The organism is Peptoniphilus sp. DNF00840 (genome assembly GCF_001553125.1).
Lineage (GTDB): Bacteria > Bacillota > Clostridia > Tissierellales > Peptoniphilaceae > Peptoniphilus_A > Peptoniphilus_A vaginalis.
The window spans coordinates 24220-46616 of record NZ_KQ960205.1; the positions used below are offsets into that span (position 1 = coordinate 24220).

20 protein-coding genes and 1 other RNA gene are annotated in these 22397 nt (G+C 32.0%); 2 read left to right on the plus strand and 19 right to left on the minus strand.

Annotation, left to right across the window (positions count from 1 at the left end; all coding sequences use genetic code 11):
• Positions 1-154: 154 nt before the first annotated feature.
• Genes ftsH through dnaX form a run of 4 tightly spaced genes read right to left on the minus strand, consistent with a single transcriptional unit; the run spans position 155 to position 4802 of the window.
• Positions 155-2059 (minus strand): ATP-dependent zinc metalloprotease FtsH, encoded by a 1905-nt coding sequence (gene ftsH, locus HMPREF1864_RS03860; RefSeq protein WP_082718909.1) that lies wholly within the window; start codon positions 2057-2059, stop codon positions 155-157.
• Positions 2060-2114: 55 nt separating this feature from the next.
• The gene (gene recR / locus HMPREF1864_RS03865) at positions 2115-2717 is read right to left on the minus strand and encodes a recombination mediator RecR (RefSeq protein ID WP_062571532.1); all 603 of its coding nucleotides are present in this window, start codon (positions 2715-2717) and stop codon (positions 2115-2117) included.
• A 1-nt stretch (position 2718) separates the two neighbouring features.
• The gene (locus HMPREF1864_RS03870; protein WP_062571533.1) at positions 2719-3060 is read right to left on the minus strand and encodes a YbaB/EbfC family nucleoid-associated protein; all 342 of its coding nucleotides are present in this window, start codon (positions 3058-3060) and stop codon (positions 2719-2721) included.
• An 8-nt stretch (positions 3061-3068) separates the two neighbouring features.
• On the minus strand, positions 3069-4802 hold the full coding sequence (dnaX, locus tag HMPREF1864_RS03875) for a DNA polymerase III subunit gamma/tau (protein WP_062571534.1): 1734 nt from the start codon (positions 4800-4802) through the stop codon (positions 3069-3071).
• Between the two features lie 220 nt (positions 4803-5022).
• Between dnaX and HMPREF1864_RS03880 the strand changes: the two genes are divergently transcribed.
• Both HMPREF1864_RS03880 and HMPREF1864_RS03885 read left to right on the plus strand, forming a co-directional pair.
• Complete coding sequence (locus HMPREF1864_RS03880) at positions 5023-5298, plus strand: hypothetical protein (RefSeq protein ID WP_231723499.1); 276 nt, start codon at positions 5023-5025, stop codon at positions 5296-5298.
• A gap of 161 nt (positions 5299-5459) precedes the next feature.
• Positions 5460-7127 carry a zinc ribbon domain-containing protein gene (locus HMPREF1864_RS03885; protein WP_062571536.1) on the plus strand — a complete coding sequence of 556 codons (1668 nt, stop codon included), beginning with the start codon at positions 5460-5462 and terminating at the stop codon, positions 7125-7127.
• Positions 7128-7208: 81 nt separating this feature from the next.
• Here the strand turns inward: HMPREF1864_RS03885 and HMPREF1864_RS03890 are convergent, their stop codons facing one another.
• The 15 genes from HMPREF1864_RS03890 to HMPREF1864_RS03960 all read right to left on the minus strand — a co-directional run bounded on the left by HMPREF1864_RS03890 (position 7209) and on the right by HMPREF1864_RS03960 (position 22395).
• The gene (locus HMPREF1864_RS03890) at positions 7209-7874 is read right to left on the minus strand and encodes a hypothetical protein (protein ID WP_062571537.1); all 666 of its coding nucleotides are present in this window, start codon (positions 7872-7874) and stop codon (positions 7209-7211) included.
• Between the two features lie 218 nt (positions 7875-8092).
• Positions 8093-8677 (minus strand): DUF3793 family protein, encoded by a 585-nt coding sequence (locus tag HMPREF1864_RS03895; protein ID WP_062571538.1) that lies wholly within the window; start codon positions 8675-8677, stop codon positions 8093-8095.
• Positions 8677-9105, minus strand: a complete 429-nt coding sequence (locus HMPREF1864_RS03900) for a flavodoxin (protein WP_062571539.1) — start codon at positions 9103-9105, stop codon at positions 8677-8679. Before HMPREF1864_RS03900 ends, HMPREF1864_RS03895 begins: the two co-directional genes overlap by 1 nt.
• 449 nt (positions 9106-9554) lie before the next feature.
• The gene (locus tag HMPREF1864_RS03905; protein ID WP_062571540.1) at positions 9555-10748 is read right to left on the minus strand and encodes a dicarboxylate/amino acid:cation symporter; all 1194 of its coding nucleotides are present in this window, start codon (positions 10746-10748) and stop codon (positions 9555-9557) included.
• Between the two features lie 241 nt (positions 10749-10989).
• Entirely contained in the window at positions 10990-12120 is a 1131-nt protein-coding gene (locus HMPREF1864_RS03910; RefSeq protein ID WP_062571541.1) for a C40 family peptidase, read from the minus strand.
• 168 nt (positions 12121-12288) lie between these two features.
• Positions 12289-12612: RNase P RNA component class A (rnpB, locus tag HMPREF1864_RS03915), an RNA gene on the minus strand.
• A 25-nt stretch (positions 12613-12637) separates the two neighbouring features.
• Positions 12638-13414: a Nif3-like dinuclear metal center hexameric protein gene (locus tag HMPREF1864_RS03920; RefSeq protein ID WP_062571542.1), complete on the minus strand. Its 777-nt coding sequence runs from the start codon at positions 13412-13414 to the stop codon at positions 12638-12640.
• Positions 13398-14090: a tRNA (adenine(22)-N(1))-methyltransferase gene (locus HMPREF1864_RS03925; RefSeq protein WP_062571543.1), complete on the minus strand. Its 693-nt coding sequence runs from the start codon at positions 14088-14090 to the stop codon at positions 13398-13400. The genes HMPREF1864_RS03920 and HMPREF1864_RS03925 overlap by 17 nt, the downstream gene beginning before the upstream one ends.
• Positions 14087-15175, minus strand: coding sequence for an RNA polymerase sigma factor RpoD (rpoD, locus tag HMPREF1864_RS03930; RefSeq protein ID WP_062571544.1), 1089 nt, complete (start codon positions 15173-15175; stop codon positions 14087-14089). Before rpoD ends, HMPREF1864_RS03925 begins: the two co-directional genes overlap by 4 nt.
• Complete coding sequence (gene dnaG / locus HMPREF1864_RS03935) at positions 15168-16958, minus strand: DNA primase (protein ID WP_062571545.1); 1791 nt, start codon at positions 16956-16958, stop codon at positions 15168-15170. Before dnaG ends, rpoD begins: the two co-directional genes overlap by 8 nt.
• Complete coding sequence (locus HMPREF1864_RS03940) at positions 16959-17972, minus strand: deoxyguanosinetriphosphate triphosphohydrolase (protein ID WP_062571546.1); 1014 nt, start codon at positions 17970-17972, stop codon at positions 16959-16961.
• A 4-nt stretch (positions 17973-17976) separates the two neighbouring features.
• Positions 17977-18798, minus strand: coding sequence for a pyruvate, water dikinase regulatory protein (locus tag HMPREF1864_RS03945; RefSeq protein WP_005957583.1), 822 nt, complete (start codon positions 18796-18798; stop codon positions 17977-17979).
• A gap of 8 nt (positions 18799-18806) precedes the next feature.
• Positions 18807-19436: a CBS domain-containing protein gene (locus HMPREF1864_RS03950; RefSeq protein WP_062571547.1), complete on the minus strand. Its 630-nt coding sequence runs from the start codon at positions 19434-19436 to the stop codon at positions 18807-18809.
• A 12-nt stretch (positions 19437-19448) separates the two neighbouring features.
• Entirely contained in the window at positions 19449-21518 is a 2070-nt protein-coding gene (glyS, locus tag HMPREF1864_RS03955) for a glycine--tRNA ligase subunit beta (protein WP_062571548.1), read from the minus strand.
• Positions 21511-22395, minus strand: coding sequence for a glycine--tRNA ligase subunit alpha (locus tag HMPREF1864_RS03960; protein ID WP_062571549.1), 885 nt, complete (start codon positions 22393-22395; stop codon positions 21511-21513). Before HMPREF1864_RS03960 ends, glyS begins: the two co-directional genes overlap by 8 nt.
• Positions 22396-22397: the final 2 nt, after the last annotated feature.

Below are 22397 nucleotides of genomic sequence, written 5' to 3' on the forward strand. Positions count from 1 at the left end.
TTCTATTAAATTATATGCTTACAATATATATTCTATGATAAAATATACCCAAAAAAAAAGACTTTTCACTAAATTAGAAAAGTCTTTTACCTTTATTTGATATTAATTAATTCCACATCAATATTTAAATCTTTTTTAAATAATTATTAATGACTTAATTTATTGAAGATTCATTTTTATCTTCTTCAATTGTTTCATTCTTATCTTCTTGAGAAAGTTCTTCCTCTTCTTCATATCTTTTTAAGATATCCATAAACTCTTCACCAGTAATAGTTTCTTGACGAAGTAGATATTCTGAAATAGCATGAAGGGCTTTTATATTTTCTCTTAAAATTTTTCTTGCTTCATTATGAGCATCGTCAATAATTTTTTGAACAGCTGCGTCAATTTCATATTGAGTTTGTGGTGAACATTGTAGAGAAGTATCTCCACCAAGATAAGCATTAGTCATAGATTCAAGTGCTACGAAACCAAATTCATCTGTCATACCAAATCTTGTCACCATGGCCTTGGCAATCTTTGTTGCCTTTTCAATATCATTTGAAGCGCCACTTGTCCTTATGTTAAAGATTAATTCTTCTGCTGATCGTCCCCCAGTTAAGGTTACGATGTTGTTGATTGCATCTTCCTTAGTCATTAAGAATTTTTCTTCTTCATCGACCTGCATAGTGTAACCAAGAGCTCCTGAAGTCCTAGGAATAATTGTTATCTTATGAACTGGTGCAGAACCCTTTTGCTTTGCAGCTACAAGAGCATGACCCACTTCGTGATAAGCTATAATCCTCTTTTCACGAGGAGATATAACAGCATTTTTCTTTTCATAACCAGCTAATACAACTTCAACAGATTCTTCAAGGTCTCTTTCACTCATTTTGTCCCTACCTTGACGAACTGCACGAAGGGCCGCTTCGTTTACCATATTGGCAAGGTCTGCCCCACTTGCACCTGCAGTTGCTCTACCAATTTTTTCATAATCAATGTTCTCTTCTTTTTTAATATCCTTGACATGAACCTTTAAAATTTCAACCCTACCCTTTAAGTCAGGTAATTCAACTGGAATTCTCCTATCAAACCTTCCCGGTCTTAAAAGTGCTGGGTCTAAGGAGTCTGGCCTATTAGTTGCAGCTAAAATTACTACTCCAACCTTTGCATCGAAGCCATCCATTTCTGAAAGAAGTTGATTTAGAGTTTGTTCTCTTTCATCATTGCCAGAAAAACCTGATCCATCTCTCTTCTTTCCAATAGTGTCAATTTCATCAATAAATATAATACAAGGTGCCTTTTCAACTGCTTGCTTAAATAAGTCTCTCACCTTAGCTGCACCAAGCCCAACAAACATTTCTACAAAGGCAGAACCTGATATAGAGAAGAAAGGTACTTCTGCTTCACTAGCAACAGCCTTAGCTAATAGGGTCTTACCTGTCCCTGGAGGTCCAACGAGTAGAGCTCCCTTTGGAAGTTTTGCCCCAATTTCTGTGTATTTCTTTGGATTGTGTAAAAAGTCTACAAGTTCTGATAGAGCCTCCTTAGCTTCATCTTGACCTGCAACATTATCAAATTTAATGCCATCAGTTGATTCCACATAAATTTTTGCCCCACTTTTGCCAAAATTCATTGGACCAACGTCCCCTATTTTTTTGAAAATAAATTTGGAAAGTAAGAGCCAAAAAGCAATAAATATCGCAAAGGTTGCAACAGTTGAGATAATAAAGGATAGAACTGGATTCATCTCGGGTTTATAAACTTGGGCTGACTTTACATTTTTATTTACTAATCTATCGACTAAATTAGGATCATACATCCTATTAGTTTCATATTTAATTTTCTTTCCGTCTTTTTCAACTTCAAAGGCAATAGTTCTATCTCTTACCTCTGCCTTTTTTACCTGATTCCCATTTACCATATTTACAAAGGAAACATAATCAATTTCTTTTATTTCTGAATCCTTATTAAGTCTTGGTAAGACTACTATGGCAACTGTGTAAAAAATTACAATTGCCAAGATTACGTAAATTATTGTGGGAATATATTTTTTATAATCATTATTTTTATTTGACAAATTTTTCCCCCTCTTAAAGGTGAATAAAGAAAAAATTTGGGACCAAGTCCCAAAATTAGTCTAGTCTCCTTCTATTTTCCATTGCCGTTTGAATTGTTATCTCATCATAATACTCAAGGTCGCCGCCAACTGGAAGTCCGTAGCCAATTCTTGAGACAATAATGTCGTAATCTTCTAGGATATTTTTAATATACCTTGCTGTCGCATCTCCATCTACAGTTGGATTAGTTGCAACTATTACTTCCTTTATGTCTCCCTCTTCAATTCTTTTTATTAATTCTTTAATAGTAACATCTTCAGGAGTCTTGCCTTTAAGGGGTGAAATAACTCCGTGAAGTACATGATACTTGCCACGAAAACTTAAAGACCTTTCCATTGCGTCAACATCTTTTGGACTTTCTACAACACAAATTATTGAATCGTCCCTATTTTTGTTGGAGCAAATTTCGCAAGGATCACTGTCGGCATAGTTCATACAAATTGAACATTCAACAGTGTTGTTTTTAGCAGAAATTAAAGCCTCTGCTAAGTCCCTAACTTCATTTTCTTCAAGTCCAATTATATAATAGGCTAGTCTTTGAGCAGTCTTAGAACCAATTCCCGGTAGACGATTTAATCTCTTGATTAAGTCTTCAATAGGTCCTATTTCTTTTGTCATATTATAGCCCCGGTATGTTTAATCCACCTGTGAATTTACCCATTTGAGAGCTCATCTTGCTATCAGCATTTCTCAATGCCTCATTAACTGCGGCAACAATTAGGTCTTCAAGCATTTCAACATCGTCAGGATCTACTGCATCCTTATCTAGCTTAATAGAAATAAGTTCCTTGTTTCCATTCACAGTAGCAGAAACTGCTCCACCACCTGCAGTAGCAGTAATTTCTTCATTTGCTAAATTTTCCTGCATCTCTTCCATTTGTTTTTGAAGCTTTTCGATTTGCTTCATCATATTATTTCTTCCGCCTCCACCGGGGAAGCCGTTAAATCCACCTCTAGCCATTTTTCCTCCTAAATATCTTCTATATTATTTTTACCAAAAATTTCTTCTAGCTTATCTATACCAGGCTTTTGTAATTTCATCCTGACATCAATATTTGTTCCATAAATATTGTTAATTAATTCAGGTAAAATAGTTTTATGTTCTGGCATTACGCAGTAATCATAAAATAAGCTGTCTTTTTCTTCAAATACTAACTCTAAAATATTATCATGAAGACCTTCTGCTTTAGCATGACAGACAAAACCAGCAAAACCCTTATTGCCCCTAGATACAAGTTCACTTATTATCTTGTCCCAGTCTGATTTTATCTTATCAAGGCTTATATCTTTAATAGCATTATCTTCTTTACTAATATTTATTTTCTCGTCATTTTCAATTATAGCAGATTGCCCTTTTTTTTCAATTGTCGGACTGCTAGCTTCTTTTATATTTTCAATTGGATTTTCTTCATTGGCACTAGTAAAATTTTTTTCTGTAGGACTTACTTCTGCCTTATAAAAATCTCCAGGATTATAGTAATTATCATCGAAATTATTGTAGCTATCTTCTATCTTATTGTCAGAATTATTAATCTGATTATTTAAAGAATTACTAAGGTTACTGCTTCCCAAATTATTAATTCTATCTTCTAATAATTTAATTCTTCCCTCTAAATCCTTCTTGCTAGACCTGTTGCAAATTTTAATTGCATTCATTTCAAATACAACTCTCTTGTTATCTGCATATTTAATCTCAAGAGCCAATTCTTTTAAGACCTCAATAATATCTAAGATGTCTTCAAGTTCAAGGCTTCCAGCAAGATTTTGAAATTCTTTCAAATAAGTTGTATAAACTATCTTTTTTGGATCACTTAGAGTTTTTACTAATAAGATGTCCCTAAAGTGACTTAATATTTGCGAGGACAGTGTATTAAAGTCCACACCCTCCCTATAAATTTCATCAATAACATTAAGAGAAGAATTTATATCTCTTTTAATCATTGCACTTGAAAGTGAAAATAATAAGTCAGAAGATGATATGCCTAAGACTTCCATAGCATCTTCTAGTTTTATGTGGTCCTTGTTCTTAGTAAGAAGTTGGTCTAAAACTGATAGGGCATCTCTCATGGCACCGTCAGCTGTCTTTGCTATTAATGTAAAGACTTCGTCATCGCAAGACTTTCCTTCAAGCTCAGTTATTCTCTTTAAATTATTTTCAATATCTTCTACAGATATTCTTTTGAAATTAAATTTCTGAGATCTTGATAAGATTGTGGCAGGAATTTTTTCAATTTCTGTTGTCGCCAAGATAAAAATCAAATGTCTCGGTGGCTCTTCTAGTATCTTAAGTAAAGCATTAAAGGCCCCTTTTGATAACATGTGAACCTCGTCAATAATGTAGACTTTGTACTTTAGAGCTTGAGGAGGATATATTACCTTGTCCTTTAAATCTCTAATATCATCTACACCATTGTTACTCGCTGCATCCATCTCAACAACATCTAGGACTGATTCATTTAAAATCCTCTTACAGTTTTCACATTCATTACAAGGGTTGCCATCCAAGGGGTGAAGACAGTTTACTGCACGAGATAAAATTTTTGCAGCAGATGTCTTGCCTGTTCCCCTAGTTCCTTGAAAAATATATGCATGACTTATTTCATTATTTTTAACTTGATTTTTTAATGAAGCTACTACAGCTTCTTGACCGTAAAGTTCATCAAAGGTCTTTGACCTATACTTTCTATATAAAGCTTTATACATTCTCTCACCTTGTAATAATTATACATTAAAAACTTTTATAATAAATTAATTTATTCCATTTATGACTAATTTATTAAAATCTCTTCGAAAAGATTTAACATCATCTTCACATAATTTTCACAAGGCAAGTATAAGATATAGACAAATCAAAGAAACAATATGTTTCAATTTAGGAGGATTTATTAAAATGAAAAATTTAAAGAAATTAGCAAGCGTTGGAATGATTTCAGTATTAATGCTAGGTATGGTAGCATGCCAAGGCGCTGACAAAAAAGCTAACGAAGCTGCTAACGCTAAAAATGCTGCAGTAGAAGAACAAGCTAACGCTAACAAAGCAAAAGTTGAAGCTAACGCTAAAGAAGCAGAAGCTAACGCAAAAGCTGACGAAGAACAAGCTAAAGAAGGAAACAACGCTAAAGCAAACAATGCTAAAGAAAACAACGCTAAAGCTGACAACGCTAAAGCTGATAACGCTAAAGAAGAAAAAGCAAAATAATTTAGCTTAACTTTCAAAGAAGCCTTTCGAGGCTTCTTTTTTTTACATAAAATTTTCTTAAAATCTTTTAGTAATCTTCTAATTTAGCATATAAAAGATTAATCTAAATAAAAAAATATGATATAATTACTTCAATAGAATTTATGAAAGAAGGTGTTACATTGTTTTGTCCAAAATGCGGAAACCAAGTTTCTAAAAATGATAACTTTTGTGCTTCATGTGGTCACAACTTAAAAGACGTAAAAATAAATATTACATCAAAAAACAATCAAAGCTTTGGAGACACCAACAAGGTGGAAAAAGTTAGTCAAAACACAAGAGTCTTTAATCCAAAATCTCTAGATGCAATTGACACTACTGATGAACTAAAAAATATTATTGCTGAAGTTGATAGGACTATTTCTAAAAATATAAAAGATTATGAAAATAATAATCTTCAGACAAAAGCTTCTGAAAAAGAAAAGAAATCAAAAGCAAAGCCTGAGGAAGCTTCAGAAAAAAATAAAAATAAAAAAGAAAAAAAGAATAAAGATAAGTCAAAAAGTATTGATTCAAATAAGTTTGATGAAAATATCTTAGATGAATTTAAAGATCCTGATTCTTCTAACAAAATGAGCCAAAAAGAATTGGTTCGTAGGGTTCAAGAAGAACTAAAAAAATCAAGCTTTGATGAAAAGGATATAAATAAGACTTCATCTGAAACTCCCAAGTCTTCTAACGATGAAACTGACCACCCTATAGAAGTTTTTGAAGAAGAAAAGACTAAAGAGCCTCAAAAAAAATTCTCTTTAAAAGAAAAATGGAATAATTTTATAAAAGAGGATGACGATGAATATTCAATCTTTGGGGACCTAAGAGACGATACTAAGAAAAAAGAGGATACTAGAAACTTAGAAATAAGTAAATCTGTTGAAGATACTGACAGGTCCTTTGAAAACACACTTAGCACACCTAAGATTGACATTGAAAATGCTATCAAAGAAGCTGAAGAAGAGAAATCTAAGGTCAAAAAAGAAAAAGTAAATAAAACTCCAGAAAATAATTCAAAAAAAGAAAAGATAGAAGTTAAAGAAGCTCCTAAAAATTCTGAAGTTAAAGAGAAATCTAAAAAGAAAAGAAATCTTAAAGACTTATTCAGCTTTGCTGATAAGGGAGAAAAACCTGTTAAGGATATAGAAGAAGTTTCTTCTGAATTTGAAAAATCCATAGAACATAATATTTCAGAAAAGGTAATGGAGGTAACTAATAAGTCTGACAAAGAAATAGATAAGCTTCTTGATTACCTAGATAAGCTAACAGGAAAATTATCTGATTATATTGGTGACTTTGGTTCTAAGGAAAGTAAAAAAATAATTGGACTTGGTATATTATTAAATCTAATTATGCTCCTTATTGGAAGTGGAACTTTTAAATTAATTTTAATTCCATTTTTAATTTTAAAAATAGCTTTTGATTATTTGGAGTTTTATATCCCACTAAATATTGCAACTGGCAGAGATTATATTGATACATCTCCTTCAGAAGTCAAAAAATTTGCCTTAATAAACTGGATAATTTGTAAGGCTGTATTATTTGTTGGATTTTTAATTTCACCTTTTGGCGGTTTTTTCAAATTCAACATGCTCCAAGCCTTAACCCCTATGCCTTTTGCAACATTAATTATAATTGGACTTTCACTTCTAATAGGATTAAACCTATATAAGGAAAATTTCTTTGCTCGATCAAAGATAAACTTTGTAGGCTGGTATGCAATATCCTTTACACTTTTTGAACTCCTATTTAAGATGATATGGTTCATTATTAATTTTATATTCGTAACACTTTTTTAAGAAAGCCGAGTTTATCTCGGTTTTTTATTTTGCAAAATTTTTATAAAAAATGGTCAGAAAACTTCTGACCAAGATTTAAAATTATGAAATTTCTACTTCTCTAAAAAGGATATAACCATCCTCATCCACTGCAAGACCAAAGTAGCTATCTTCGAAAGCTTTTTTAAGTTCATCAGTTTTACTTGAGTGAATAATCCTCTCCTTACCTGTCATCTTTATATCTAAATCATCAGACTTCAATAGGATAAATCTATCATAACCATCTTCTGAAAACTCATCTGGATATTTTTTCTTTAATGATACTAGCATATATCCAGAATCTAAAGTATTCTTATAAGATCTATAGTTCTTAGGAGAAATAGTAGACATCTTATTTGTAAATTTTGAATTTTTATATCTTTCTTCAAGCTTTTCTCTAGTTATATTTTGTAAATTTCTTCCCCTATATTCTTTTAAAACTACAACTGTATCATTGACAATTACAGACTCAGGTTCAATATAGAAGTCTACATCGTGGGCAAGGTTGTCTTTATGACTTGGCACCTTTATGCTCCTATAGGCTACAAGCTTTCTCCCATCAAATACACCGACAAAGGAGCCTCCCCCATCTATTAAAGCTTCCAATTCTTCTTTAGAGTCCTGAGAAAAAATTTCTTTGTTCTCTATGCCTTCATAGACTTCACAAGTCAAATCATAAATATCGTCAATATCTTCTTTTTCTAAAAACTTAAAAACTAATTCTTCCATACCCACCTCTTTTATTTAAATATTCAAAAAGAAATCAACTATTAAATCCTATTAAGATTTTATAATATAATTTAAGAATAATCTAGATAGATACTTAGATAATACTTATAATATAAAAATTCCACAAATTTAAAAGGACCAAGTTAAATTACTCGGTCCTCTTGGATTGAAATATGGTATAGAGTTTTATTATTAATATTAGTTAGGTAATTTTCAAATTAATAAAGGCTTTGTAAAATATTTTTCATTTCAATAACCTTTACTTCATCAAACCTTTTAAAGGCTTCAAGGGAAGATTTTTCATTATTAAAGCACTTCCAATAACCTGTGCACTTGCATATCTTTTTGTCCCTATGTTTGAAGTCTATTACATCTTTTAGGGGGTAACCTAAAAACACTCCGATTTCATCTGGACAAGTTTCAGCAAATCTAACCCTCAATAAATTTAAGTAGTCGCCTGTGGTAAGACAAGATTCATAACCATGAGAATTTAAAAAGTCCTTAATCTTAACTTGAGAAAGTTTCTTTTCAAGTCTATCATTTTTAAAAAAATAAACTAAGACAAAGTCCTCTCCCTCTTTTAACTCATAAAAATCAAGTCCCAAGGCATCTTTTAATATAAATTTGTTCTTCATCCAATAATCCTTTAAGGGCCTTTTGGCATTTCTTAGATTCATCATGGTTCCAAGCTTCAAGTTGTTATTAGTTGGTGCAACTGTAGACTTAATAAGAGCCAAGATATAATCAAAGTCCTTAAAGTTATTGATGTAAGATAAAAATTCGATTAGAACTTTATCATACATTATGACCTCGCAAGATCCCTTCCTAAAGCTTCACATTCTTCTAAAGCATCTTGATCAGGGTCGTCATAAGCTGCGAAACCATCAGCAAGTAATTTTGCACCAGTTCCTTCAACTTCTTCTTGCCAAAGTCTCATCCATTCTCCATCTGCCCATTCGTAAGATCCGAATAAAACTACATTTTTGCCAGATAGAAGAGGATTAACCTTATCCATGAAAGGTCTCATTTCAGTTTCTTCTAATTCTTCAGATCCCATTGCAGGACATCCAAAGGCTAGTCTATCAACATCTTTTACATCATCTTCAGTAGCAGATCCAACTTGAATTAGTTTAACATCAGCACCTTCGCCTTCAGCACCCCTAACTAGAGCTTCTGCCATTCTTTCTGTGTTACCTGTTCCTGACCAGTATATTACATTTACTTTTTTCATTTTTATTCCCTCCAAAATTATTTTTGATATCTCTTATCAATTGACTTCATTCTAATATATTTTTAAAGGAAATTTTTATATAAATTATTATAATTTTTTGTAAATATATGTATTTAATTAATAACTTTATAAAAGTTACTATTTTTGCAGCTTTGTATTGGTTATTTTTAAAAATACAATTCTAAACAATACCAAATAATTCTATTTATTTTTAAGGAAATTTGAAGGGGGAAATTTTTAAAAGTAATATCTGCTAAATTATTCTCATCATCAAGAGGGTCAATTTATAATTAATTTACAAAATTAATTTTTATAAGACACTACTTAATAAATATTAGAATTTCAAGAAGTGTTATTTAAGGAGTTTATCTTATTATTTTAACTAAGTAATAGGCTATATAAAAAACCAGGCTTATAAATTAGCCTGGCCTTGAATCTTTTTCAATTCGTTAATTCTTCATACTTTCTTTATTTTTTCCAGGTACCTTATTAAAAATACCTGTTACCATTAATACAACTGCTCCATCAGATGTTACGTTGCAAGCAGTACCAAAGCTATCTTGCAATGCAAATATAGAAAGCATAAGTGCTGTTCCTGTGTCGTTAAATCCTAGGACTGATGTTATTAAACCGAGAGATGCTACAACTGTTCCTCCAGGCACTCCTGGAGCTGCTATGGCAAAGATTCCTAGTAAAAGTATGAAAACTATCATATTAGCTGTCTCCGGAAGCTGACCTGTTAAAATTTTAGAAACTGTCATTACAAAGAATACTTCTGTCAAAACTGATCCACAAAGGTGGGTGTTGGAACATAGTGGAATCCCAAAGTCCCTTATCTTTGGATCAAGTATAGAAGATTTTCTAGCACATTCAATTGCAACTGGAAGAGTTGCGGCAGATGACATAGTTCCTACTGCTGTTAAGTAAGCTGGTAAGTAGTGTTTGAAAACCTCTTTAGGATTTGTTTTTGAAATTAAACCTGCAAGAGAATACATAACAGTCATCCAGATAAAGTGACCCACAATTACAATTATGATTATCTTCAAGAATACAGGCAACTCAGAAATAATTACACCCTCGTAAGATAAAACTGCAAAAGTAGTTGCTATATAAACTGGTAGAATTCTTATAACAACATTGTTTACTATTGATAGGACAATCTTATTTAATTCAATAAGCATTTTCTCCCATGTTTCAGAATTTGTAACAATAACTGCTATCCCAAATAGTATTGAAGTCACAAGAGCTGTCATAACAGGCATAATAGGATCAATAGATAGTTTAAATATGGATTCTGGTATAGCATTACCCGCATCTACATTTGAAGCTATATTAAGCTTTGGTATAATTGCTCTTCCTGCCAAGAATGACATTGTGGCAGCTCCAACAGTAGACAAGTAACAAATTATAAGTGTAACGCTTAGAATTTTACCTGCACTTTCCTTTAAGGAAACTATAGCTGGAGTAATAAATCCTAAAATAATTAGGGGTACTATGTAGCCTATTAAATCACCGATAACTCTTTTAACTGAATCAATGGCAACAATCGCTCCTTCGTTGGAAATTCTACCAACAAATATTCCTATAATAATTCCTAATATTAGTTTAAAAACCAAAGAATTAAAAAAATTATTTTTTTTCATTTCTCCTCCTTATAAAATTTGTTTTAACAATATTACTCTTAACATTTTACCATTGAATTCTAATAAATATAGTAAAATTTTGCTTTAATTATTTATGAAAAATAAATTTGTTTTGATTATAATTTATTTGTGAATTTGGCTTCAAGTATTTATTGCCACAAAGGTATCCATAAAACAAAGTCTTCTTTTCCAAAAATCCATATAAAAAAAAGAGCCGATAGGCTCTTAATTTAAAATTTAATTATAATATACGTGTTGCGTTTACATATCTGTCTTGGTAGTATGCCTCAGATAAAGAAGAAGTCATAACTTTTCCTTGTCCTGATGAAGCGTGGATGAATTTTCCATCGCCAACATAAATACCAACGTGACTAACGCCATTACCTGTTGTGTTAAAGAATACTAAATCTCCTTCTTGTAAGTCTGATTTATCAACTTGTTTTCCAAAAGTTGATTGTGATCTAGAAGATCTTGGAATTGAAATACCAAGCTCGTCATTATAAATTGAATAAACAAGACCTGAACAGTCAAATCCTGCCTTACCAGTATCTCCATATACATATGTAGATCCAAGTTTGCTTTCTGCAGAAGAGATAACCTTATTTGCTATTGATGCATTTGGTCCTGCAACTTTCTTTGCAGCGAAGTTAACTTTTATAGCTTCTTTATTTTTTATAACTTCTTGAATTTCTTTTTCGTCATTAGATACAATGGTTGCTTCATTATTGTCTAAAGATCTATCTATCTTATTGCCAGAAGCAATATTAAGATCCTTAGCTGGAACATTGTAGTTAGATCCGTTGTCTTCAATAATGAAGAAGCCTTCTACAAAGTCAACAACATTTACAACTTGTTTCTTATTTAGATTTAATTTCTTTCCATTTTGATTTGTAGCTACTGTTTTATTTCTAACTTCAACATTAGTTACATTATTTCTTTTATCAGCAATCTTTTTAAGTGCTTTTACATCTACATTACCAACAGTTCCATCGTTACATTTAACCTTAACTTTGTCGTTACTAGCTGAAACTCCAATTACATATTCATCGATAAATAAGCTTCTTATAATTTTGCCATTATCGTCTAAGATTGGACTAGCCTTTATAACCTTATATGTTGGAACTTTAACTTCTGTAAGTAATAATTTATCTTGTGGAATAGTAACCTTAGCCTTGCCCTTTTGAACAAAGTAGTCATTACCCTTCCTTTCAAGAACTTCAACTTTTTCTCCAATAGAAAAGTCTATTTCATTGCCACTGTATGTCTTCTGTACATGTTCGTTAATAAATACCCCTGTATCTTTCATGCCCACTATTGAAACTGCACATAGTGCAAATAGTCCTAGTGGCAATTTATTTTTTAAGGAAACCAATACTAACAACTCCTATACTTTGTATTTTTATAATAATTATATTCGTACTATTTTGGTTACTGTTTAAGTATAACAAAGTAATTACAGAAAAACAACAAAAAGTTACAAAATTGTTAAAATAATTTTAACTTTTTTGTAACTTTTGTTTAAATTTGTATTTATTTGTATGTAGTAAGCAAATCTATAAGCCGCGTTCTGTTTTGTCAACTATCAATCTTGAATTATAGTTACCTATAATTTCTAGCAACCTACCTACCGGCAGATGCGAGCAACATCTGTTATTCCTATTTGGTTTTGCTCCGAATGGGGTTTACATAGCATCATTATCACTAATGACCTGGTGAGCTCTTACCTCGCCTTTCCAACCTTACCCTAGGGCGGTATATTTCTGTTGCACTAGCCTTGGGGTCACCCCCACTGGCCGTTAGCCAGCATCCCTGCTCTGTGGAGCGCGGACTTTCCTCACATATGTGCAGTTGACCAATTTACTTACCAGATAATCTTACCACTTAAGTCCTTAAATATCAAGCTCAAAGCTTGATGTCTCTTGGATATAAAAACTTAGATCTTTAAAATTTTCTTCAAGCTTCTTCTTAATCTTTGGAAGAATTATTCTTTCAGAAAAAAAATGTCCCACATCTATTAAAATTAAATCGTCTTCATAGGCTCTTTGTCCGTCATGGTACTTGATATCAGAAGTAATGTAGGCATCTACTCCTGCCTCCTTAGCCTGACTAATAAAGTCTGATCCACTTCCTCCAAGGATTGCAACTTTTTTAATACTTTTTTCTTCTCTTCCATAATATTTAATTTTACTAACTTGTAGTTTATCTTTTAAGAACTTGTCTAAATCTTTAAGCGGCAATTCTGTTTCAAATTCACCAATAAGACCCATCGGTTTGTCTTCTTCATAAGTTAATACAGACTTATTCTTTAAATATAATTTCTCAAATAAAGTATCATTAACTCCATCCTCAGCTATATCCATTGAAGTGTGATAAGAAAAAACAGAAATATTATTTTTTATGAGTCTTATTATCTTGTCGCCAAGATAAGTTCCTTCAACGATATTTTTTGAGCCAGTGAAAAACATTGGGTGGTGGCTTATAATTAATTTTGCATCCATCTCTAGAGCCTTGTCTACAACTTTATCTGTTACATCCATAGCGAGAACTACTGCTCCAGTTTCTTCTTTAAGTTCAATTTGACTACCAGAGTTGTCCCAAGAAAGTTGGTATTCATTTTTTGCCCAAGCTTCCATAAAATTTTTTATTTCCTCAACTGGATATTTCATCAATTGCCTCCTCCACTTTTTTTAGTAAACTATTTAATTCTTGATTCCTCTTCTTTGACCTTTGGCTATTTGGATCAAAGCTTTTTATAATAAACCTTAAATAATCTTTTTTCTCCTTAAGATATTCAAGATAAGTCTTATCTTTCTTTTCAATTAATTTTTTTGAAAAATAAAAGTCCTCTTCTTTTAAGTCCTCATTTTTATAGTTTAAAAATTTAGCAAGTATTATCTCAAAGTATCTTTCATCTTCATAGATAATTTCTTCATCAAAAATTTCAAAACCCATATTATTTAATTCACGACGCAAGATGTTAGTCTTTTGCATGGGCTGCAAAATTAATTTTTTTGAAGACTTTGCAATGTCAATGGACCTAGCGATTATCTCAGCAATTTGAATTCCACCAAGACCTGCAATAATTATATTGTCCCTCTCTTCATTTACAATTCCATTTGCCAAAATGTTTCTAATTTCTTTCTCGTTCCCTAATTCTCTTGTGAGTTCTATAGATTTTTCCAGAGAATTTTTTGAAATATCTGTTGCAATAACGTCCCTTGAGATTTTATTTTCGCATAAAAAATTGGGCACATATCCATGATCTGTGCCCACATCAATTACCGAAGCTCCAAAATCAACAAGTTCTGCAATTTTATTAAGCCTCTTTGATAATTTTATCATTCTAAATAATCCTTTAATTTCTTTGACCTTGATGGATGACGAAGCTTTCTAAGAGCCTTCGCCTCAATCTGTCTAATTCTTTCACGAGTAACATCAAACTCTTTTCCAACTTCTTCAAGTGTCCTAGCTCTACCATCATCAAGTCCAAACCTAAGTGTTAGAACTTTCTTTTCCCTATCAGTTAAAGTTTCTAACACCGTGTTAAGTTGTTCTTTTAAAAGAGTAAAGGTAGCAGCATCTTGTGGAGAAAGAATTTCATCATCTGGTATAAAGTCTCCCAAGTGGGAGTCTTCTTCTTCGCCAATTGGAGTTTCTAGTGAAACTGGTTCTTGAGCAATCTTTTGAATTTCACGAACTCTTTCAACATCTAAATTCATTTCAGCTGCAATTTCTTCTGGAAGAGGATCACGTCCCAGATCTTGCACTAATTGTCTTTGAACTCTTACAAGCTTATTTATAGTTTCTACCATGTGAACTGGTATCCTAATAGTTCTTGCTTGATCTGCAATGGCTCTTGTAATAGCTTGTCTAATCCACCAAGTAGCATATGTTGAAAACTTAAAACCCTTTGTGTAGTCAAACTTATCTACCGCCTTCATAAGTCCAAGGTTACCTTCTTGAATTAAATCCAAGAAGCTCATACCCCTACCAACATATCTCTTAGCAATAGAAACTACAAGTCTTAAATTGGCTTCTGCAAGTTCCTTCTTAGCCAATTCGTCGCCTTCTTCCATTCTTTTTGCTATTTCAACTTCTTCTTCAGCAGTTAGAAGAGAAATTTTTCCGATTTCTTTAAGATACATTCTTACAGGGTCGTCTACTGTAACACCCTTAGGAACAGATAAATCCTCTTTAGTAACATCTACCTCATCGTCATCATCTTTTGAATCTTTTTTATCAACTAAATTAATGCCTTCTTTTTCAAAGACCTTGTATAGTTCATCTATATCATCAGAATCAATTTCATATTTTTCGAAGGCATCACCTATTTCTTCATAGGTAAGTTTACCATCCTTTTTACCATCCTTTAAGAGCTGGTCCTTTATTTCCTCTATTGATTCATTGTTTTTTACATTTTCACTCATACTTGCCCTCCTCTTTCAACTCGTTTAGCTTCAAATTAATTTCTTGCAATTCTTTTAAAGCCTCGAGTAGAAGATTTTTATTCTCTTCGCCTTGAAGTTTTTCGATATTTTCGAGAATTTTGTTTTTTCGATCTCGGAGATAATTTCCCTCAATAGTTCTTATTAATTCATCAACTATCTTGTCATCAACATGAATTTCACTAATAATACTAAGTATATTCCCAACAAATTCTATATCTACAAGTCTGTTGGACTCTAAAAGTGATAGAAAGTCCTTAACTTCCATCTCTTCTTTATAAAGCCTAGGTATCTCTTCGAATACTGCCCTTGTCATTGCATTTGTAAAATAAAAAACCTCAATTTTATTCTTGATATACTTGTAAATGTCATTGTCTAGTAAAGAATAAGATAATAATTCCTCTTGTGCTCTAGCCTTGTTAGATTTCACAACATTTGTATTTTTCTTTACCTTCAATTTTTCTCTTTTCGTTTCCTTTAGCTTATTTCTATTTAAATAATTAATATAATTTTCAATTGCTGCAAAGGAAATATTATACTTTCTCGAAAAGTCTTTTACAAAAATATCTCTTTCAATAGGATTGATGATACTTGAAAGAATCTTAGCTGATTCAATAGTAAAATTGCTAAGCCCTTCACTATCTTCTAAATTAAAATTTTCTTTGAGCTTTTTTATTTTAAATTCAATATAAGAAATGGCAGACTTTATTTTATTTTCAAAGCCTTCCATTCCATATTTTTTAATAAAATCATCGGGATCAAGACCGCCCTCAAGTTCTATTATTTTTGGTTTTACAGAGGCTTCTAAAAATATATCTATAGCTCTTGAAGTCGCATTAATACCTGCATTGTCACTGTCATAACAAATGTAAATATCCTTTGCCATTTTCTTTATAATATTGGCCTGGTCTATAGTGAGTGACGTACCAAGACTTGCTACACTATAATTTATACCACTATTATAAAGAGAAATAACATCCATGTAGCCCTCTACCAAGATTATTCTTTCTCTAGTGGATTCTCTTGAAATAATATTCATATTAAAAACATTATTTCCCTTGTGAAATATTGGAGTTTCTCTTGAGTTTAAGTACTTTGGTTTTTCATCTCCAAAAGCCCTTGCTCCAAAACCTATTATCCTATTATTCCTATTGATTATTGGAAACATAACTCTATCTCGAAATCTATCTATATAGTTGCCATTTTTACTTTTTGAAATTAGATTAAGTTCTAAAAGCTCATCTTCATTGTAACCCAATTTTGTCAAGTGATCGTAGAGATCTGTCCATGAATCTTTTGAGTATCCAATTCCATAAGACCTTATAGTCTTATCATTCAACATCCTATTTTTTAAATATAATTGCGTTTTTTGTGATGCCTGATAATTTTTTAAAAAGTGAAGTCCAGCTTCCCTATTAATTTCATATAATCTATCTCTTTTGTCGCGGGCTTCTTTATTTTCATCTTTATAAACTTCTAGTCTAACACTATACTTGTCTGCTAAAAATTCTACAGCCTCAGGGAAACTAAGATTTTCTCTCTTCATTACAAAGGTAATTACATCTCCACCTACTCCACATCCAAAGCATTTAAAAATTCCTTTGGAAGGCGAAACAGAAAAAGAGGGCGTTTTTTCAGAATGAAAAGGGCAGAGTCCCATATAATTGGATCCTGACCTTTTAAGGTCAACATACTCTCCAATTAAATCAACAATATCTGCCCTATCTCTAATCTCATCAAGAACATTGTCATTTATTACATACAATTAAATGCTCCATCCCTTCGGTATAAAAATATTTTTTAGCTGTTTTTTAGCATAAGTGTCAGTCATACCTGCAATATAATCTGACACAATATCTTCATTATTGTGAGTTCTATCATCATAAAGACTTAAGTGGTTTTCTGGAATCCTGCTTAAATCTTCCATATAAAAATTATAAAGTTCTGTTAATAACCTCTTAATTTTTATTTCTTCACTCTTTACTACAGAATCCATATAAACATTCTTAAACATATACTGTCTAAGTTCCATTGTAGCTTCATAAACTTCCTCTTCCATTTCAACAATTGCTTTGCCATAAGAGTTTTCCACTAAGGCATTAATCATTTTGTTAATTCTTTGCGAAGAAGTATTGCCAAGGACTTTTGTCAACTCCTTAGGTAATGAAGCTTCAGAAATAATACCTGCCCTAATGGCATCGTCAATATCGTGATTTATATAGGCAATCCTATCTGCAAACTTAATAATTTTTCCTTCAAGGGTTTTTGCATTTCCACTGCCTGAATGATTTACTATACCATCACGAACTTCATCTGTTAAATTCAATCCAATTCTTTTATCAGATCTTTCCAAAAAGTCTACTACCTTTAAAGACTGCTCTCCATGAATAAAACCAGATGACTTTAATTCATTTAAAACAGCTTCACCTGAATGCCCAAAAGGGGTGTGACCAAGATCATGACCAAGAGCAATAGCCTCTACTAGGTCTTCATTCAACCTCAAAGCTCTTGCTATTGTCCTGCCTATTTGACTAACTTCTAGAGTGTGAGTGAGTCTCGTCCTAAAATGATCTCCTTCAGGAGAAATAAAGACTTGAGTCTTATGTTTTAGCCTTCTAAAACTCTTTGAGTGAATTATCCTATCCCTATCTCTTTGAAAGTCAGTCCTAAGATTACATTTTTCTTCTTCCGTTTTTCTCCCCAAAGTTGAATCTGCAAAAGTGGCATATTCAAATAACATTTTATGTTCAAGTTTTTCTCTCTCAACTCGAAGATTCATCTAATCACTTCCTGGATTCCATGTGGTTAATAATAATTTCTGCTGTTTCTTCTATTGCCTTGTCAGATACATCTATAACAAAACATCCAAGCTCTTCCATAACTTGTTTTGAATAATTTAATTCTTCTCTTATCCTATCGTAATTTGCATACTTCGCACCAGAAGTTAGCCCAAGAGACTTTAACCTTTGTTCTCTAACAGAAATAATCTTTTCTGGATTAGCTGTAAGACCAATTATCTTGTCTACATCTTTTTCATATACTTCTCTTGGCACAGGAACTTCTGGAACTAGAGGAATATTTGCCACTTTATATAATTTATTTGCAAGATACATAGAGAGAGGTGTCTTTGAAGTTCTCGAAATTCCAACTAGACAGATGTCGGCTTTTTTTGCACCACGAGGATCTTTACCGTCATCGTATTTAACTGCAAACTCAACACACTCAACTTTCTTGAAATAATTTTCGTCAAGCCTTCTTATAAGACCAGGTTCTCTTAGAGGTTCATAGCCTAAAATATCTTGTATTTGAAGTAGTGGCTCACCCATAACATCGACTGTGTGAAGCTTTAACTCATGAGTTTTTTCTTCAATAAAATCTCTAGTTTCTTTAACAACATTTGTATAAACAATAAGACTATTTTTGATTTCAGATGCCTTTTCCAGCACTGGTTTTATTTGTTCAATACTATTGTGGTAAGGATATCTAATAATCTCATAATTCTCTTTTTCAAATTGTCTTGCAGATGATTTTGCAATTAACTCTCCAGTTTCTCCAATTGAATCAGAAATTACAAAAATAGTGAGTTGATTATCGTCTTTATTCATTTCTCCTCCTATACGATCTCTTGGTCGCATACATCTACAAAAAGCCTTGTAACATTGGTCTTTGTAAATCTACCTACAACCTCAAGATCCTTTTCATTTTTTACTTTAACAACAGGAAGGGAGTCAATACCCTTTGTCACAATTAAATTGGCAGCCTTATAGACACTATCTTCAATGTTCACATAAAAAACATTAGGCATCCTTGTCATAATTACACTGACAGGAGTCTTTTTTATATCAGCATCCCCTATCATAAACCTAATTAAATCTTTTCTAGATACGATTCCAGCAAGATAACCACCTTCCGTAATAAACATAGAAGATAGGTCTTCCATAAAAAGGTCTACTACTACATCATACACAGAAGTCTTTTGATCACAAGAAAAAGGAAGTGACATATAGTCTTTAACATTTAAACTTTTAAGATCTTTTGACAATTGAGAAAAAATAGATTTACCTGTATAAAAATATCCAAATTTTGGTCGTGCCCCTAATATATTAATCATAGTGAGAACAGAAAGGTCTGATCTTATTGTAGCCCTTGATAGCCCAAGAATTTCTGCAATATCATCGCCAGTAATAGGTCCCTTTTCTTTTACAATTTCAATTATTTCAGTCTGCCTATCGCTGAATTTCATTTACTCACCGACCTATTCTACAATATTTTCGATTTTTAATATATTTTGAATATTTTCCTCAATCCTATTGATTAGTCCAAGTCTATTTTCTCTAATCTTATCGTCATCAACCATTACCATAACATTATCAAAGAATTTATCAATTGATGGTACAAGGTCATTTAATAAGTCCATAGCATCCATGTAATTTTCTTCTGCTAGGGCTTCCTTAAAGCTACCATCAATTTCTACAAATTTTTTGTATAAATCTTTTTCTGCTTCTTCCTCAAATAAATCTTCATTTACTTCAAGTAAATCAACATTCTTAGTCAAGTTATTAATTCTATTATAGGCATCAACAAACTTGCTTCTATCTTCCTTAAACCATTCATTTAATTCTTTAGCTTTATCAAAGATATTATGGATTTCACTTTCAGGAATTAAAACAGAATCAATAATATCGTATCTTATACCTTCATCTTGAAGCATAGTCTTAATTCTTCCAAAGAAGAAATCTCTTACATTAGAAATAACTTCCTCATGGTTAAATGTTAGACCAAGATCATTAATATATTCATATAAACTTGTTTCCACAGCTTCGTCTAAATCAAACTTCCAAGAATTATTTCTAATAATATTTATTATACCTATGGCAGACCTTCTAAGTGCAAATGGGTCTGCTGAACCAGTAGGAATTTCTCCAATAGCAAAAAGTCCAGCAATAGTATCAATTTTATCTGCAAGAGAGAATATTGAACCAACACTTGATTCTGGAAGTTTATCCCCTGCAAACTTAGGTAAATATTGTTCTCTTATTGCAGTTGCAACAATTTCTTTTTCTCCAGACTTTAAAGCGTAAATTTCACCAATTACACCTTGCAGTTCTGTAAACTCAATTACCATTTTTGTGGTTAAGTCTGCTTTTGAGAGGTGGGCTACCCTTTTTATTGCATCAATAGCTTCATCTGCAAAGGAAAGAGATTCTGCTATCTTATTTGCAACTACACCATCCCTTTTTTCTTTTTCAAGCATTGTTCCTAACTTATCGTGGAAAAGAACTCCATTTAGATTTTCAACATAATCTTCAAGAGGTTTTGAAATATCATCATCATAGAAGAATTTAGCATCTTCTAGTCTTGCTCCAAGAACTTTTTCATTTCCTGCAATAACTATATCTTCGTAATCCCTTGTACCATTCCTTACAGTAATAAAGTATGGTAAAAGTCCTCCATCTTGAGCATAAATTGGTGTAAATCTCAAGTGATCAATCATAGTTGTTGTTACAACTTCCTTTGGAAGGCTTAAGTATTTTTCCTTGATGCTTCCCTTAATTGGGGTAGGATACTCAACAATGTAAGTAAGTTCTTCTAGTAAATCTTCATTATCATGAATTTCTCCACCTAATGATTTTGCAATCTTAGTAGATTCATATTTAATAATTTCACGTCTCTTATTTTGATCTAGTATTACATAGTTGTCTTTAAGCAATTTTTCGTAATTTTCTACCTTGTCAATTTTTATTTCTGATGAACCTAAAAACCTGTGGCCCTTTGTTATGTTGCTAACTTGAATTCCTTCAAAATCAAATTCAACAATCTTATCATTTAAAAGTGAAACAACCCATCTTATTGGTCTGGCAAATCTAATATTTTTTCCTCCCCAACGCATATTCTTAGGAAAATTTATATCTTTAATAAGACCAGGAATTATTTCTTTTAAAATTTCTGCAGAGTCTCTACCTATTGATGAAATGTGAGCAAATACATAGTCAGTACCCTTAACTTCTTTAATGACAATATCTTCTTCAGTGATTTTTTGTGAATTCATAAAGCCTAAAAGAGGTTTTGTAGGATTTTTTTCATCATCATAAGCGATTTTAAGGGCAGGTCCCTTTACTTCCTTCGTAATATCCCTTTGCTTTTCATCTAGTCCTTCAATAATAAGACTAAGCCTTCTTGGAGTTGCATAAACTTTCACATCTTCAAATCCAAGTTCATTTTCATCTAATAACTTTTGTGATTTTTCTTTGAGTTGTTCTATTGCCATGTTGACAAATCTTGATGGTAACTCTTCAACTCCAATTTCAAGTAAGTAATTATTCATTTATTTCACCTCTATTTAGAAGGGGATAATTCATTTCTTCCCTGTGTTTTAAATGAGTTTTTGCTACAATTCTAGCAAGGTTTCTAACCCTTTGAATGTAACTTGTCCTTTCAGAAACAGAAAGAGCTCCTCTAGCGTCTAATAAGTTAAAGGCATGCGAACACTTAAGAGTGTAGTCATAGGCATCTATAACAATATCTTCATCTATAGTTCTTTGTGCTTCAGCTTCATACATATCAAAAAGTTTTCTCAACATATCAATATCAGCTGTTTCAAAGGCATATTTAGAGTGTTCATATTCATTTCTCTTAAATACTTCTCCGTAAGTTATATTTTCATTGTATTGAATGTCATATACTGACTCAACATTTTGAAGATACATAGCAATTCTTTCAAGTCCATAAGTAAGCTCTGCACTTTCAAGATCAAGGTTTACTCCACCTACTTGTTGGAAATAAGTGAATTGTGTTACTTCCATTCCATCAAGCCAGACTTCCCAACCAAGACCCCACGCGCCAAGTGTAGGAGACTCCCAATTGTCTTCAACAAATCTAATATCGTGTTTTTTTGGATCGATTCCAATTGCAAAAAGAGAATCTAGATAAAGTTGTTGAACATCTTCTGGAGATGGTTTTAAAATAACTTGCAATTGGTGATGTTGGTAAAGCCTATTTGGATTTTCACCATATCTACCATCTGCTGGTCTTCTTGAAGGTTCAACGTAAACTACCTTCCATTCTTCAGGTCCAAGAGACCTTAGGAATGTATTAGGATTCATTGTTCCCGCACCTTTTTCAATGTCGTAAGGTTGCATAATTATTGCTCCCTTTTCCTTCCAATAATTTTCCAATGTCATTATTAAATCTTGGAAATACATTT

Excerpts from the sequence above, each read along its gene's own strand:
- recR (WP_062571532.1), bottom strand. The coding sequence starts at position 2,717 with ATGACAAAAGAAATAGGACCTATTGAAGACTTAATCAAGAGATTAAAT.
- HMPREF1864_RS03870 (WP_062571533.1), bottom strand. The coding sequence starts at position 3,060 with ATGGCTAGAGGTGGATTTAACGGCTTCCCCGGTGGAGGCGGAAGAAAT.
- dnaX (WP_062571534.1), bottom strand. The coding sequence starts at position 4,802 with ATGTATAAAGCTTTATATAGAAAGTATAGGTCAAAGACCTTTGATGAA.
- HMPREF1864_RS03880 (WP_231723499.1), top strand. The coding sequence starts at position 5,023 with ATGATTTCAGTATTAATGCTAGGTATGGTAGCATGCCAAGGCGCTGAC.
- HMPREF1864_RS03890 (WP_062571537.1), bottom strand. The coding sequence starts at position 7,874 with ATGGAAGAATTAGTTTTTAAGTTTTTAGAAAAAGAAGATATTGACGAT.
- HMPREF1864_RS03895 (WP_062571538.1), bottom strand. The coding sequence starts at position 8,677 with ATGTATGATAAAGTTCTAATCGAATTTTTATCTTACATCAATAACTTT.
- HMPREF1864_RS03900 (WP_062571539.1), bottom strand. The coding sequence starts at position 9,105 with ATGAAAAAAGTAAATGTAATATACTGGTCAGGAACAGGTAACACAGAA.
- HMPREF1864_RS03905 (WP_062571540.1), bottom strand. The coding sequence starts at position 10,748 with ATGAAAAAAAATAATTTTTTTAATTCTTTGGTTTTTAAACTAATATTA.
- HMPREF1864_RS03920 (WP_062571542.1), bottom strand. The coding sequence starts at position 13,414 with ATGAAATATCCAGTTGAGGAAATAAAAAATTTTATGGAAGCTTGGGCA.
- HMPREF1864_RS03925 (WP_062571543.1), bottom strand. The coding sequence starts at position 14,090 with ATGATAAAATTATCAAAGAGGCTTAATAAAATTGCAGAACTTGTTGAT.
- rpoD (WP_062571544.1), bottom strand. The coding sequence starts at position 15,175 with ATGAGTGAAAATGTAAAAAACAATGAATCAATAGAGGAAATAAAGGAC.
- HMPREF1864_RS03940 (WP_062571546.1), bottom strand. The coding sequence starts at position 17,972 with ATGAATCTTCGAGTTGAGAGAGAAAAACTTGAACATAAAATGTTATTT.
- HMPREF1864_RS03945 (WP_005957583.1), bottom strand. The coding sequence starts at position 18,798 with ATGAATAAAGACGATAATCAACTCACTATTTTTGTAATTTCTGATTCA.
- HMPREF1864_RS03950 (WP_062571547.1), bottom strand. The coding sequence starts at position 19,436 with ATGAAATTCAGCGATAGGCAGACTGAAATAATTGAAATTGTAAAAGAA.
- glyS (WP_062571548.1), bottom strand. The coding sequence starts at position 21,518 with ATGAATAATTACTTACTTGAAATTGGAGTTGAAGAGTTACCATCAAGA.
- HMPREF1864_RS03960 (WP_062571549.1), bottom strand. The coding sequence starts at position 22,395 with ATGTATTTCCAAGATTTAATAATGACATTGGAAAATTATTGGAAGGAA.